Here is a 13,597-nt window from a genome sequence, read left to right on the forward strand (position 1 = left end):
GGGATTGTTGTGATCCCGTCACAAGGGCAGGCCTGCTGTTGGGTGGGGGCGCGCGGAGTGGTTAAAGTGGTCAGAGGCGTCAGCAGGAGATGCCGACCACGCAAGCTGGCGAGCCGGCGGGCGCGGGACAACGTACAAGTCTCATGGGGGACGTTGACTATGGCTGGTCAGCAGTACACAACCACCGAGGAGGAGATGGTCGCGTTCAGCGGCAAGATCTCCTCGGTCAATCAGTCGATCCAGGGTGAGATCTCCCGCCTGAACACGGTCGTCGACACCATCACCTCGGGGTGGAAGGGTGCTGCGGCTTCCTCGTACAACCAGCTGCAGTCGCAGGTGAACGAGGACGCCAACCGTCTCAACCAGCTTCTGGGTGAGATCAAGGAAGCGATCGACGAGACCACGAAGAACTACTCCGCCTCCGAAGAGGAGCAGGCGCAGTCGATCTCGCACATCTCCGCCTCGGCTTCCCCGTTCGGATGATGGGGCCGCGCCGCTGACCGCGGCGCCCGGCCTACTCGCCGCAGCCCGTGCCGGCCCTCGCGCCGGCCCGCTGCGGCATGTGAATCGACCAGCAGCATCAACTCCTGAGGAGACACCATGTCAGGCCAGATCCTCGTTAATTTTGCGACGATCCAGCAGGCCAGCTCCGACGTGCGCGGTACGGCCAACAACATCCGCCAGCAGCTCGACGACCTCGAGGCGGGCGTCAAGAAGATCGCCGCCAGCTGGGAAGGTGCGGCGCAGGAGGGCTACCAGGCCCGCCAGCGCGAGTGGGACCAGCGCGCCGCCTCCCTGCACTCCACGCTGGAGGCCATCGCCAAGGCTCTGGACACCGCTGCCCAGAACTACCAGTCCACCGAGCACAAGAACGCCGGTATCTGGGGCGGCTGACCCAGGTCGGCACGGCTACGGATGGCGATCGGCTGAGCAGCCCCGACGGCTCGCACAGTGGTCAATGAGGGCGAGCGCGCTGCATCAGTGCGCTCGCCCTTCTGCCGTCCACCGCCGCGACCAGCCCCCGAACGCCAGCAGTGTTTCCTTACCGTCCCCCCTCCTCGCACCGCCTATTCCGACACACATGGAGAGCAGACAACCCGTGGGATCTCGCGCCATTGGTCACCGAGCCGGGCACCGTCGACGAGCGGCGGGCGCACTGGTCACGGCGGCTTGCATTGTCGGCCTGTCGGGCGTAGTCGCCGCGCCGGCGGTCGCGGATGAGAATGTGCCGCTCAACAGCGGTGAGTGCAAGTTCGGTACCGACAACATCAAAGAGACGCCCTGGTCGCTGCAGCGGCTGCTGACCGCGCAGATGTGGGAGCACGGCAAGGGAGAAGGGGTCCGTGTCGGGGTCATCGACACAGGTATCGACGCGGGCAATAAGCAGCTTCATGATGCGATAGGCGCCGGTGGGGCATCACTCGTCAACGGCAAGCCCACGGATGACAAGGTCGGTCACGGCAGCAAGGTGGCAGGCATCATCGCGGCCCAACCGATCAGCGGATCCGGCTTCTTCGGTATTGCGCCCGGAGCCAAGGTCATCCCGTTTCAGCAGACGTCGGAGGAGAAGCCGGGCACAGCAGAAAGCCTCGCGAAGGCCATCAGATCGGCTGTCGACCAGCGCGTAGGCATCATCAACATTTCGCAAGGCACCGGCGCCAACCGAAAGCTGCTGCCCACCCTTGAGCAGGCGGTCAGCTATGCCGAGAGGCACAAGGTGCTCATCGTCGCCTCGGCAGGCAACGGTGGCGCAGACGGCGGTGAGAAGAGCATGTATCCCGCAGCCTATTCGGACGATTACTCGAATGTGCTGGCAGTGGCAGCCTCTGACCGCAACAACGAGCGCGCCCCCTTCTCCCAGTCCGGGAACTTTGTGGACATCGCCGCTCCCGGTGTCGACATGGTGTCCACCGTTCCTGACGGCGGCAACTGCGTTGACCAGGGCACCAGCTTCGCCGCCCCCTATGTGACGGGAGCCGCGGCACTCCTGAAGGCACGCCACAAAGACTGGACCCCGCAGCAGCTCATCTGGCACCTCGAGCAGACCGCCGAGCGTGTGAAGAGGGGCCGGGACGACTTCATCGGCTGGGGTGTCGTCGACCCGGTGGCAGCACTCAAGGACGACACCACACCGACCGCCTCGCCGACGCCGGACAAGCCGTCCCAGGCGGCTGATGGCTCCAACATCCATCCGGTCGCCCTCACCGTCGGTGAAAGCGCCGAGGATCGGCGCGCCCGCATCTCGATCTACGTCATCGGCGGTGCAATGCTGGCTGTCGGCGCAGTAGTTGGCACCGCCATCGCAATTCGCGACTGGCGCCGAAAGACAAGCTGAGAACACACGGGGAGACTTACTCATGGCTCAAGGGCAGTACGGCGTTGACCTGGACGCACTGGACCAGGTCATCAAGGAGCTCAACCACGTCCTGAAAGAGATGGGCGACTCGAAGAGCACTGCCAAGAACAGCACCTATTTGCCGAAGGGATCCCTGGGCGAGGGGTTCAAGGAGGAGACGGTGCTCTACAACGCCCACGACAAGGTAAAGGGCGACATCGAAAAGATGCTGCACATGGTCGAGGGGCTAGTCGACACTTTCGGGAAGAAGTCGTCCAAGGTCAGGGGCGCCTACCAGGACGCGGAAGCGGACAACTCGATCAAGATGACCGGGCACTGACGTCAGTCGGTGGGTTGACGGCAGGCATGGGCCACGTTCGTTGAGTGAGTGGGGGACAGAAAATGACAGCGAAGGACAGCGATTTCAAGCCGGCGAAGGTGCATGCGCCGGAGCCACGTAAGAAGCCGGCCAAGGGCTCTGGCGAGTACCAGGAGATGGACCACGACGTCATCTCAAGTCGCCCTCAGTTCACCGAAAAGGGACTCAACGATCTCAAGCGGATGGTGCAGGGCGCCAACCCGGAAGAGGTTGCCAACGTCGCCAAGGGCTGGAAGGACGTTCGAATTGCCCTTGTCGGTGAGGGCTGGGACGGAGGCATCAAGAAGCACTTCGATGATGCCGTGACAAAGGTCCTGCAGACGTGGCACGGCTCCTCCGCGGACCAGTTCGCCGTAGCAGCTCAAAAGATCAGCGACAACTTCGCGAACCTCGCCCCGTACCCTCACCACACCGGCGAGGTACTCCAGCAGATCAGCGAAAACCTGAGGCAAGTCCAGAAGTGCGTCGAGGACGTCAAGGAGCCGAGCAGCTGGGAGAGCAAGGAGGACTGGCTCGCTGACAAGGCGACTTCCGGCGTCGGCAAGGGCGCAGCGATCGGGAACGCGATCGCTCCGGGAGCCGGTGGCCTGGTCGGCGGTCTCGTCGGCGGGATGGTCGGCGGCGACGGCCGCGACGACTCGCAGCTGAAGGTTGACCTTCAGAATCCCAAGATGAGCATCTGGGATGCCATGAACAAGAACCGCCACAACCTGTCGCTCGGGAAGGAGCGTCAGCTCGAGGCTGCTCATTACATGGAGCAGTTGGGGACGACTTATCGGGTTGGGGCTAAGGTCCTTGGCGGCAGTGCATCGCGCGGCATCGACGGTGGCGACCGGATCGAGAAGCCTGACCACGATCCGAGCGGTGGTGCCATTCCGCCCATCGGTCCTTATGGCCCCCCACCGTCCGCGCCCAAGGGAGGCGCACCAGCACCGAAGTTGCCGAGTATGAACGGTGGGGGGTACAAGTCGCCCCAGCCGATGGAGCCGCCGCGGCCCCCCGGCATCGACGGTGGTGTCGGCAGCATTCCGAAAACTCCTGGCCCTTCTGCCCCACATGTCGGTACGGGGCTTGACGGCCTCTCCGGAGGCAGCCGCCTCGGGACCGGCGGTGGAGGAATCGGCGGCGGTGTAGGCACCGGGGGGCTGGGCGGAGGCGCTGGCATTGGCGGAGGCGCCGGCATCGGTGGAGGCCCTGGTGTAGGCGGGGGGTCCGGTTCGGGTATCGGGTCCCCTGGCATGCCAGGCATGGTCGGAGGCGCCGGTGCGGGTGCTCGTGCCGGGGGTGCCGGGGCTGGAGCGGGCGCTCGTGGTGGCCGTGCTGGCATGCCAGGGATGGCTGGCGCTGCTGGTGCCGGCAAGGGCGCCGGCGCCAAGGGCGCAGGAGCCGCAGGAAAGGGCGGTGCGCTTGCTCGCCAGAAGGGCGGCGTGATCGGTGGCAAGGTCGGCAAGACGGGTGCAGGTGGGCAAGGCGGTTCAGGATTGCACCGCAGCCGAGGCGGTACCCAGCAGGGCGCGGCCGGCGGTCGCCGTCCTGCCGGAATGGCAGGAGCGCACGGTGCTCACGGCGCCAAGGGCAAAGACAAGGCTAAGGAGAACGGACAGCGTCCGGACTACTTGGTAGAGGACGAGGAGACTTGGACGCCGGAGCGTAATGTGGCGCCCAGGGTCATCGAGTAGGGACCTGCCCGCCAGCGCGAACCGCTCGGCGGACTCGACGGGGCCCGCAGTCTCCGGGCTGCGGGCCCCAGCTTGCTACGGGAAGGTGTAACGGCATGAGCTTCACGCGGACGCTGCGTGCAGTGGGCGGCGCGGTGGTGGCGGGAGCGCTGCTCTTCACTGCCGCCCCGATTGCCTTGGCAGACGAGATCAGAGACGCTCAGTGGCCGTTGAAGGCCTTTGATACTCGGAGTGTGTGGAAAGAGTCGACGGGTAAGGGCGTCACGGTCGCCGTAATTGACGACCCGATTTATGGCAGCCATCCAGATCTGAAAGGCAATGTGCTGCCCGGAAAGAACTTCATCGACGGCGGGACCGCCGATCACGGGAGTGCAGACGATCACGGTACTGCCATGGCCTCACTTATTGCAGGGCACGGGCATGGTCCCGGAAACTCCGATGGCATCATGGGGCTTGCGCCGGATGCGCAGATCCTTCCCGTTGGACGGCCCACCATCGGGAACGGCGTGGGCGATGTCGGCCTCGGTGGATGGATTCGGTACGCAGTCGACCAGCACGCGAAGGTCATCAATCTATCCATCGAAGTTTCGAACTTCACAGATGCTGACAAAGAAGCGCTGGCCTATGCGGCGAAGAAAGATGTCCTGGTGGTAGCGGGCGCTGGTAATGACGGGGTGAGCCCCATCAGCGAATTGGCTGCTCAGCCGGGGGTGGTAGCCGTAGGTGCCGTGGACAAATCCGGGAAGATCTGGGCGCAGTCTAACTACGGTAGTCAGTTGATGTTGTCGGCCCCTGGCGTGGAGATCACCTCTGCCTCTGCAGCGCGGTCCGACTACCCCTATCGACGTGGGAACGGCACTTCTGACGCCACCGCATACGTCTCGGCTACCGCCGCACTCCTGCGGTCGAAGTTCCCGGACCTCACCGCCGGTCAAATCGCCAATCGCCTGGTGAAGTCCGCTGGTCTTCCTCCTGGGGAGAAGGGCCTGAAGCTTCCTGACCCGCACTACGGATACGGCTTCATCCAGCCGTTGAAGGCACTGACTGCCGACATCCCTGCCGGCTCCAAGAACGGTCCCCTGAAAGCCCCCAAGACGGATCCTGCTGCAGGGACTGCCGGAGCCAACGCTGCAGGGGCGTCCGGCAATGGTAACGAGCAGGGCGATCAGGGTAGCGGGCTCGGCTTGGGCGCCATCGTGGGCATTGCGGTCGGGGTTCTCGTGGTCGCCGGCATCATCGTCATCGTGATTGCCCGTCAGAAGAAGAACGGACGTAACGGTCCGCCTCCGGGTGGGTTCGGCGGCCCCGGAGGGGCTGGCCTTCCGCCGCAGCCTTCTGGGCCGTACCAGCAGCAAGGCGTCTATCAGCAGCCCGGGCCGTACCAGCAGCAGCCTGGTGGTTCCGCGGGGTTCCCCCCGCCGGCGCCGCCCACGCAGCCGCCGGGGCAGTGAAAGGCTGACGCTGTTACTGCGCTCGTGAACGCAACTTGAGGTCCGTGGCCTGTGCGCTACGGACCTCATCGTTTAGCGGATCAATCTGTGTCACCGGCTGCGTCGCCGACCTGGGCGATGACATGGTGCGGACTAGGGGTGAGGCGAACCTCTATGGCCCATGCTCTTCTTCCTGGGCCGGGATGGCTGCGAGGAAGTCGGAGACCAGGTCCATATCAATGTGTCCGCTGCGGGCCGGGGCAGTGCCCAGCCGGTGCTGGACGAGGGTGTTTGCATTGACGCCACAGAATTACCTGCCCTCGATCAACGGGATCTCGTAAGGCGGATAGAGCTATACAGGCTGACAGGCCGGGGAGCAATTTCTGATTATTCAGGGTCGGCCAAGCCGAGGCGCGTGGGTTCACCGACCATGTTGTGCAAACATCAACCACCCTTCCCGGGGTGCTTTTCTCGGTCGGTGCACTTTCCTCAAATCAATACTGATTGCACTTGCTGGCCCTACTGCCTGATTTGATCCTGTATCACCGAAAATGACGGACATGGGGTAGATATCGCCAAGCTTCAGAAAGTGGCGTTGCATCACCTCGGGCCGAACGAATGGTAACTGGCCAGATGGCATCCCTAAGTGCGGATGGATGGACAGGGGCCTGTATGGTTTGCGTTCCGGGGTAACCGTCTTGCTGTGCGCTTAGCTTCTCATGGGGGATGTATGTCATTCGAGGTTCAGCCAGCCGACCTTTCCGCCTTCGCCAAGCAGTTGGAACGAGCTTCAGACGACGCAACTCATGCCCTGGAATTCACCCGGCGTGAGTGCTCGATCGGTACCTTCGACAAGGGGCCGATCTCGGCGCTGGCAAGCATCTTCGGAGGTGGGCATGACGGGGTCCTGGGGAATGTGGAGTCCGCACTGAAGAAGCTGCATCGCATTCTGGATGCGTCTCAACGGGAGATGGCGCGCAGCGCGTCGTTCTATCAGCACACCGATCATGGTGAGGCCTCAAAGCTGGATGCCACGTATCCCGCTTCCAAGCGATGACCCAGTTTTTCGTAAAGGAACATGTGCGGCGCCACCTGCAGGGGGAGCGGTTTGAGTTTTCATGATGCGACGGAGCCGACCAGCAGGCTTGTCAAGCCCAAGGTCGACGGGGACAAGGACGAGCCGGGGACGCTCTATCGCGACCTGACCTCGTACGGTGATGTGCTCAGCCCTTCCGCCATGATCAGCAAAGGGCTGGAGCTGGCATTCGACTTCAACCCGGTCGACGAGGCCAAGAAGCTGCTCGGCGGGAATTGGGAAGAATACGCCCAATGCGCCAAGGCCTGGGGCGCCCTTGGGAACTTCTGCGCCGATCTGTCAAAGAACCTGGAGTCCGGCAACAAAGCGCTCGATGCCACGTGGTCGGGCAACGCCGCAGACTCGGCCTATGTTTACGTCGAAACGCTGGCCAAAGACGTCTCGGCGATGAAGGAGTCCTTCGACGGGCTCAAGGAGCAGTACGAGCGGGTGACGGAGGCCGTGTGGCATGCTGCCGAGGCCTGCGGCGATCTGCTGAGCGGAATTCTCGACCTGGCGTTGACCGTGGCCATCACGGCTGCCGCGGGGGCGTCCACGAGTTTCACGTTGTTCGGCCCTGTCATTGCGGCCGGCGCCGTGGCCGCTGAGGTCGCGGCCATGATCACTCTGTGGGGGAGGCTGACGGCACTGGTCACCGAGGTGCAGAGCATCGTCAGCGGCTCCGTGGGCACGGTCGTCCAATTGACCCGTTTCCATGCAGCGAACATGGAGAAATTCCCGTTGCCCGGCAAGGGATACGACAACCCCGCGGTCTGAACCGGCCGGGCAGGGAAAGGCGGCTCGAATGAGCAACAAGGACAATGAACCCCGGGTTGGCGACGACGAGTTCATGTCGGTCACCCGAGACCCAGCCATGGCCCGCGTGCTGAGAAAGCAACTGGAGGTGTTGGCCGACGGCAAGGGCGGCGACGTTCTGGCGGAGATGGCGAGAGAAGTCTTGTCAGGGCGGATGGGGCTCAGGGAAGCAGTGCGGGTCGGCGCTTACGAAGAGGAACTCGTCCAAAACGTTGGAAAGTTCCAGCAGAGGTGGGACGAGATGTCTGCGGAAGAGCGCTCGCAAGCCGAGAAGGAGGGGGCGAGGTTCCTGGAGGAGCAGCGCGCTGAGATCGAGCAGGAACGGCGCGAACGCGCTCGTGGGACACAGGCCAAGAGCCGACACAGTGCGGGCGGATTCAGTGTGTACTAGCGGTGGCCCGCTGTCCGCCGGGGCAACGGAACATGCCGACTGTGTGGCGGCTTTTTGGCGACGATGGAGGTACGTATGAACTCGGAGCTGCCGAACCTAGATCCCCCGTCCCCGGCCGACGAGATGGCCTTGCGGGAGCGGGGGCAATTCACTTCATTGCTGCTGGGCGGGGGAGTGCTGGCGCCCTTGGTGCTTGTCGTCATGGCAGTGATGTCAGGGAGGCACCTCTGGGTCACTCTGCTCAATCTGGCGGGCATGTACGGGGGGCTGTTCGTCATGGTGCGCGGCTGGCGTCACGACCGTGCGAGGCTGGTGACCCTGGGCGGATGGATTATGGGCGGATCGCTCGCCGTTTGTCTGGTGGTCATGTCTCTCATGGCCTGACGAGGTGTTCAGGACGGGGCGTGGGACGGTCGCCTGCTGTTTCAGGGTGCCGGTTCGTGAGTAGCGGACCAACGGCTTGGACAAGCGGTATCGGCAGGCAGGCGCCATGCTGGAGCCAGCTTGCAAGGCTTACAGCAGGAGGTGCGATGCGACACGCGTTTCGCCTCTGCGTGGGGGCTTGGTGTGCCCCACGATGGCAAGGAGTGCTCTAGATGAATGAGTCCGTTGTTCTCAGTGGTCGTAGGCGATCAGGGATCGTTTGATCTTGGCGTCGGTGGTCCAGTTGTGCCAGATGGCTGAGGCGAGGGCGAGGAGGCGTTGGCCGACGCGGGCGAAGACGCCTGCTGGTGTCCTGGCGCCGTGTTGTTCCAGGCTGAGCTGGCCTTTGAGGGTGTCGAAGACGGCCTCGATCCATTGACGGACGTGGGCCAGACGACCGTGCCGGACAGGTTCGTCCTTTCGATCCGGCCGGACCAGATGAACGCCCAGGTGCTCGGCGAGGAAGGTCTCGAACCTGCGCCCGGTGAAGCCTTTGTCGGCGAGGATCACCTGCCCGGTGCGGATGAGGTGATGGGCGCGCTCCAGCAGCGCGACAATCATCTGGCGTTCGCCGAGTTTCGGGTTCGCCAGGCACCAGGAGATGGGCATGCCTTCTGCGGTGGTCAGCAGGTAGAGCCTGAATCCCCAGAAGAAGCGGGAGTGGCTGCGGCAGTAGCCGTAGCCGGCGTGGCCGGCCAGCTCGGAGTGTTTGGTGCTCTCACGGGAGGCCGCGCAGGGCAGTGGGGTGGAGTCGATCAGCCGCAGGTTGTCGTGCCAGGTGGGGACCTGACGGGCGAGGGCGGCGATCACCTGGCTGATCAGCGGTCCGGCGGCGTTGAGGCGCTTGTTGTAGGCCGATTGCTGGGGCAGGTATCGAAAGAGGTGCCCCAGGCGGGCGTGCGCGAAGCGGATCCAGTGCCGGGCGGAGGGAAATCCCAGCAGTACCTGGGCCACTGCCAGACACAGCAGTTCGGCGTCGGAGAGTTTCGGAGGTCGCCCGATCCGGCGACAAGGGGCTACATGGTCGTCGATGAACACGTACAGTGCCGCCAGAAGGGCGTCCAGGCTGGTAGTCACACACGAGCCAACGGACGCCCTTCGCCATGTCGCGGCCAGCCCAAACATCGGACTCAATCATCTAGTCCGGCGGATGCGCTGGAGGGGCGGCGCTGGTGACTAGTTTTGACGGTCGATAGACCGTGCCGATGATGCGTGTGATGCACGCCGCCCCGCGCCCTCGACAGGAATCGGCGGCGTGCGGGAGCCGAGGGGATGACGGGGCTTCGCCGCGGGGCCGCCGAGCGGTTGGACCGCGCACCTTCCCGGGCAGTTGGAGGCCGGAATCAGCCGAAGACGTCCTCGACGCTGCCGCTCACCGTTTCCCGGGCGGCGTCCGTGGCGCCCTGGTGGCGGGTGGCGGCGCCGCCGGTGCGTTGGTCGGCGTGGCGTTGGGCGGCGTTGAGGCCGCGGTCGGTGAGGTCCTGGCGGGCGTGGTCGACGTAGGTCTTGGGGTCGGTGAGGTCGTTGGCGCCTTCCTTGATGCCGTCGACGTATTCACCGGCCTTTTCCTTGCCGATGTCGGCCGTTTCTCCCCAGTCGATGCCGTCGCGGGCTCCGAAGTGGCTTTCGATGCCCTGCTGGGCGACGTTCTGGGCCATTTCGGTGCCGGCTTCCGTGGCCTTTTCCTTGGCCGCGTCGACAACCTTTTCCTTCACGGTGTCCTTGACGGTGTCCTTGACCGTCTTCTTGGCGTAATCCATCGCCAGCTTGCGGGCTTCCTTGGACACGGCCTTCTTCGCCATCTTCTTGATGGCGTCCATGGTGGCGTGCTCCATGGCCTTGGTGGCCGCCTCCATGACCTCGCGTTTGATCTTGTCGAGGATCTGGCGGACGATCAGGCGGGTCGCCTGCGTGGCGCCGGCGGCGCCCAGTTCGGAGAGACCGAGGGTGAAGGGTGCGGCGGCCTGTGCAGCGATGAGTTCCGCGGCCAGCATCACGAGCTGGACGATGACCGCGACCTTGCCGGCGAGAACGGCGATGGCGGCGGCGTCGAAGGCGACGGCGATGACTTCCGCCGCTGCGGCGGCGTCGCGGAGGTAATTGTCTCCGCTGTTACCGCCGCCGGAGAAGGAGCCCCATTCGTTGGTGAAGCCCTCGACCGCTTCGCCGGAGTTGGCGGAGACGACTTCATTGGCTGCCGAAGTGCCCGAGGAAGCTGCTTGGTTGACGGACTCGGCGAAGTTGCGCCAGACCTGGGCGCATTCGTGGAGCTTGTCCTCGTCGGCGTCCGGCCAGCTGTAGCCGAGCAGGTCCAGGACCCAGGTGACCTCGCCTGGCAGCGTCAATGACACAGTGATCGTCCCCCGTGCAGTGGTAGCCCATTGCGGAGAGCAACGGAAAGGGTGGGAAGTGAGAGTTGGGGAATCGGGCTGAGGGGGTGGGAGGTGGAGAGGGAGGAGCTTTCACGCCCTCGGCCCGGGTTGTGCGGCCCGACGTTAAGTACGGTGGGCGGAGCGCGTCAGATGACCGGGCGGCCGACGGCGCTGATGGTGTGGATGCCCTGCTGGTCGGACTCGGCGTACGTCTGGGCCATGTGCTGGAGCTTGTCGCCGATGCCTTCGAGGCGCTCGCCCAGGGAGTCCATGGACTCGAACATTCCGTCCCTGATGGGCGTGTAGATCGTTTCGAAGATGTCGCCGAAGTCGCAGTTCTCCCAGGGGCTGCCGAGGTCCTCCAGGTCGGCCTTCAGCTTCTTCGAGGCCTTGGAGAAATCGCCACCGATGTGGACGAACGCGTTGCCCTGCGTGCGCAGGACATCCGGATCGACGTCAAATTCCTTGCCTGCCACCACAGCCCCCGTTTTTCCGGTGCGTCCACTCGGACGCTTAGCGTCTGACTCTTGGCGCGAGTTTAGCGTTCCCAGGTTAGGTGAACCGAACGTCGACCTGTCAAGGCGGGTGATCCTGCGGTGGATTCAAGGGAATCTCTTTACTTGGTGCCGTGGAGGTTCCGTGAAAATTGGTCTGTCTATGGCATTCGTGGCACATACCGCATACCGCATACCGCATACGCATACTGCGTTGAGGCATAGGGGATTGCGGGTGAGGCGGAGGGGTGGGCAGGCCCGCCCGCCCGTGGCGCCTCTTGGGGCGTTGCCCGCTCAGCAGCCCGTAGTGAGTCGGTCGGTGGCGGGGGATCCGTGGCGGAGCAATTTGCTACCGCCCAAGAGGCTTTGCACAAGTTCGCCAAAACTTCGGTCAACGGGCCGAGAAGGTGCGGGCGATAGCTGGAAGCCTTGCCGTGCGCTCCGTGCCCCGAGAAGCCTTCGGGTTGCTGCTGGAAGCGGGCGAGACGAGATCAGCGCGGATTACGAGGACCGTCAAGAGGACGCCCTGGAAACGCGCACGCCCTGGAAACGAGGATCTCCTGGAAACGCGGACGCCCTGGAGACGTTGGAGACCGTCGCCAAGCTTGAGGAGAAGGTCAGTGAAGGTGTGGCCGCCGCGGTGCAGTTCTGGAGGAGCAGCGTTGGCGGGTAGCGCAGCGCTTGGGCCTCCGAGTTCCCGGAGATGGTGGTTGACCCACGCCGTGATCGAGCGGACCTCTTGCACGAGTGGACCGGTCCGGCCCCGAGGTGTTCCATGACCTGATCACCTCGCTGGGCTGGCAGCCGAGTTGGAGACCGCCGTGGAGGCGGAAGCGGCGAACGCCACCGGCAGGACGACACCGGCCGATGTGCTGGACTGGAAGATGCTCAAGGAGGCCAAGGAGCTGTCCGAGGTCAAGCGGTACAATCCGCTGACCTGGAAGCACCTCAAGGAGGCTGGTGAAGGGGAGAAGTTCGCCGTCTCCCAGGGAGCCAGGGTGACGCGCAAGGCGATCAAGCGCGGTGCCAAGGGCGTGATCTACGACCTCGGCTTCACGGGAAATCCGGTGAGCGGCGCGGTGCAGCCCGTCATCAGTCACGAAATCGACGAGACAGCCGAGACAGCCGAGACGGCTGAGACCGCCGAGAAGATCGATGAGGCGTTGAGCGGTGAGCGGTTCCCGTCCGGTTGCGGCGGCAGGCGCAGGGTGCGGGTGCTCTCGGCAGCTACCAGCTACCAGCTACCGGCTACCAGCTACCGTCGCCCTCGGACTTCGACCCGTCGCCCGTCGCCCGTTGCCCATCGCACAGGAGCTGCTCGGCCGTTGTCGCGAACCGGCAGTCGAGAGAAGGACCCCGCGGCCGGCCGTGCGCCCGGCAGTGGTCCAGCAGTGCAGTGGTCCAGCAGTCCCACAACTCGACAACCCGCTTCGGCTGATGCCCCACTTCGGTCGACGCCCGTCCGACGAGAGGAGCCGCGCCGTATGAAGCCGGAGTACCGCGACTGCTTTCTGCCGTTTCTCCGGCCAGGCGAGGGGTTGGTCATCGCCTGTGGCTACTTCGCCAATGCGGCGCTGCTCTGCGTCCCCGTTGAGCTGCGCGCTCCGACCGCTCCGGGCACTTCGCCTTCTCCGACCACGCCGGCCACTCCGCCTTCTCCGTCCGTGCTTGAGGAGCGGGTGCGGGGTGTGCTGGACAGCGCACTCGGCGCGGTGGCCCGTCCGTTGGGGGCGGTGACCAACAGCCACCCGGTCAACAACTCGTTCGCCCAAGCCGCAGGGCGCGTCGGCGACCGGGGCGAGCGCACGGTGGATGCCTTGAACCAGGTGGCCGACCGCGCCGTCGAGAAGGCGATCTGGGGCACCGTCATGGACGGTGGCTGGGCCAGCACGGCCGGCCGTTTCCTCGTCGACCTGACGAACGCCGGGGGTACTCCACGGCGGCAGGCGATGACCGACAGCCGGTTGATCCTGCTCGTGGACCGCAACACGGGTTGGCGTGACCCCACACCGCGGTGGGGTTTCGGGGTGGCGGTGTCTTGTGCGGACATCGCTCGGGTCAATCCGCATCCCAAGGGCGTGGGTGGCCGGGGACGGTTCGATGTCGGCTTCACCGACGGGTCATGGATCGCCCTGGGCAGCGCAGTACGCACGCATATGGAGGCATTCGTCAGTGCATGGAACCGAGGTGCATGAACCGCTCA

At 64.6% G+C, this 13,597-nt stretch carries 14 protein-coding genes; 11 read left to right on the forward strand and 3 right to left on the reverse strand.

Going from position 1 to position 13,597, the window contains the following annotated elements:
• Nucleotides 1-159 precede the first annotated feature (159 nt).
• From AB0E02_RS31255 to AB0E02_RS31300, 10 genes are all read left to right on the forward strand, one after another.
• Complete coding sequence (locus tag AB0E02_RS31255; protein ID WP_033269492.1) at nucleotides 160-483, forward strand: WXG100 family type VII secretion target; 324 nt, start codon at nucleotides 160-162, stop codon at nucleotides 481-483.
• A 117-nt stretch (nucleotides 484-600) separates the two neighbouring features.
• Nucleotides 601-894 carry a WXG100 family type VII secretion target gene (locus AB0E02_RS31260; RefSeq protein WP_030414182.1) on the forward strand — a complete coding sequence of 98 codons (294 nt, stop codon included), beginning with the start codon at nucleotides 601-603 and terminating at the stop codon, nucleotides 892-894.
• Nucleotides 895-1,225: 331 nt separating this feature from the next.
• Nucleotides 1,226-2,335, forward strand: a complete 1,110-nt coding sequence (gene mycP / locus AB0E02_RS31265) for a type VII secretion-associated serine protease mycosin (RefSeq protein WP_362145495.1) — start codon at nucleotides 1,226-1,228, stop codon at nucleotides 2,333-2,335.
• Between the two features lie 22 nt (nucleotides 2,336-2,357).
• A complete protein-coding gene (locus AB0E02_RS31270) occupies nucleotides 2,358-2,675 on the forward strand; it encodes a hypothetical protein (protein WP_362145498.1) in 318 nt (105 codons plus the stop codon).
• Nucleotides 2,676-2,737: 62 nt separating this feature from the next.
• Nucleotides 2,738-4,393 (forward strand): hypothetical protein, encoded by a 1,656-nt coding sequence (locus AB0E02_RS31275; protein ID WP_362145501.1) that lies wholly within the window; start codon nucleotides 2,738-2,740, stop codon nucleotides 4,391-4,393.
• A gap of 95 nt (nucleotides 4,394-4,488) precedes the next feature.
• The gene (locus AB0E02_RS31280) at nucleotides 4,489-5,844 is read left to right on the forward strand and encodes a S8 family serine peptidase (protein ID WP_362145504.1); all 1,356 of its coding nucleotides are present in this window, start codon (nucleotides 4,489-4,491) and stop codon (nucleotides 5,842-5,844) included.
• Between the two features lie 709 nt (nucleotides 5,845-6,553).
• Nucleotides 6,554-6,880, forward strand: a complete 327-nt coding sequence (locus AB0E02_RS31285; protein WP_362145507.1) for a type VII secretion target — start codon at nucleotides 6,554-6,556, stop codon at nucleotides 6,878-6,880.
• Nucleotides 6,881-6,931: 51 nt separating this feature from the next.
• Entirely contained in the window at nucleotides 6,932-7,675 is a 744-nt protein-coding gene (locus AB0E02_RS31290; RefSeq protein WP_362145510.1) for a hypothetical protein, read from the forward strand.
• 28 nt (nucleotides 7,676-7,703) lie between these two features.
• Entirely contained in the window at nucleotides 7,704-8,105 is a 402-nt protein-coding gene (locus AB0E02_RS31295; RefSeq protein ID WP_362145513.1) for a hypothetical protein, read from the forward strand.
• A 75-nt stretch (nucleotides 8,106-8,180) separates the two neighbouring features.
• Nucleotides 8,181-8,489 carry a hypothetical protein gene (locus AB0E02_RS31300; protein ID WP_362145516.1) on the forward strand — a complete coding sequence of 103 codons (309 nt, stop codon included), beginning with the start codon at nucleotides 8,181-8,183 and terminating at the stop codon, nucleotides 8,487-8,489.
• Between the two features lie 231 nt (nucleotides 8,490-8,720).
• On the opposite strand, the gene AB0E02_RS31305 is transcribed toward AB0E02_RS31300, so the two are convergent.
• From AB0E02_RS31305 to AB0E02_RS31315, 3 genes are all read right to left on the reverse strand, one after another.
• Nucleotides 8,721-9,605 (reverse strand): IS982 family transposase, encoded by an 885-nt coding sequence (locus AB0E02_RS31305; protein WP_362145519.1) that lies wholly within the window; start codon nucleotides 9,603-9,605, stop codon nucleotides 8,721-8,723.
• 266 nt (nucleotides 9,606-9,871) lie between these two features.
• The gene (locus AB0E02_RS31310; RefSeq protein WP_362145521.1) at nucleotides 9,872-10,879 is read right to left on the reverse strand and encodes a PE-PGRS family protein; all 1,008 of its coding nucleotides are present in this window, start codon (nucleotides 10,877-10,879) and stop codon (nucleotides 9,872-9,874) included.
• A gap of 167 nt (nucleotides 10,880-11,046) precedes the next feature.
• On the reverse strand, nucleotides 11,047-11,376 hold the full coding sequence (locus AB0E02_RS31315; protein ID WP_261955376.1) for a hypothetical protein: 330 nt from the start codon (nucleotides 11,374-11,376) through the stop codon (nucleotides 11,047-11,049).
• A gap of 839 nt (nucleotides 11,377-12,215) precedes the next feature.
• Here AB0E02_RS31315 and AB0E02_RS31320 point away from each other — a divergent pair.
• Nucleotides 12,216-13,589, forward strand: coding sequence for a hypothetical protein (locus tag AB0E02_RS31320; protein WP_362145524.1), 1,374 nt, complete (start codon nucleotides 12,216-12,218; stop codon nucleotides 13,587-13,589).
• The last annotated feature ends 8 nt before the right edge of the window (nucleotides 13,590-13,597 follow it).

It is taken from the genome of Streptomyces sp. NPDC048196, assembly GCF_040652715.1.
Classification (GTDB): Bacteria; Actinomycetota; Actinomycetes; order Streptomycetales; family Streptomycetaceae; genus Streptomyces; species Streptomyces siderophoricus.

Coding starts and splice junctions, on each gene's coding strand:
- AB0E02_RS31255 (WP_033269492.1), top strand. CDS start 160: ATGGCTGGTCAGCAGTACACAACCACCGAGGAGGAGATGGTCGCGTTC.
- AB0E02_RS31260 (WP_030414182.1), top strand. CDS start 601: ATGTCAGGCCAGATCCTCGTTAATTTTGCGACGATCCAGCAGGCCAGC.
- AB0E02_RS31270 (WP_362145498.1), top strand. CDS start 2,358: ATGGCTCAAGGGCAGTACGGCGTTGACCTGGACGCACTGGACCAGGTC.
- AB0E02_RS31275 (WP_362145501.1), top strand. CDS start 2,738: ATGACAGCGAAGGACAGCGATTTCAAGCCGGCGAAGGTGCATGCGCCG.
- AB0E02_RS31280 (WP_362145504.1), top strand. CDS start 4,489: ATGAGCTTCACGCGGACGCTGCGTGCAGTGGGCGGCGCGGTGGTGGCG.
- AB0E02_RS31285 (WP_362145507.1), top strand. CDS start 6,554: ATGTCATTCGAGGTTCAGCCAGCCGACCTTTCCGCCTTCGCCAAGCAG.
- AB0E02_RS31295 (WP_362145513.1), top strand. CDS start 7,704: ATGAGCAACAAGGACAATGAACCCCGGGTTGGCGACGACGAGTTCATG.
- AB0E02_RS31300 (WP_362145516.1), top strand. CDS start 8,181: ATGAACTCGGAGCTGCCGAACCTAGATCCCCCGTCCCCGGCCGACGAG.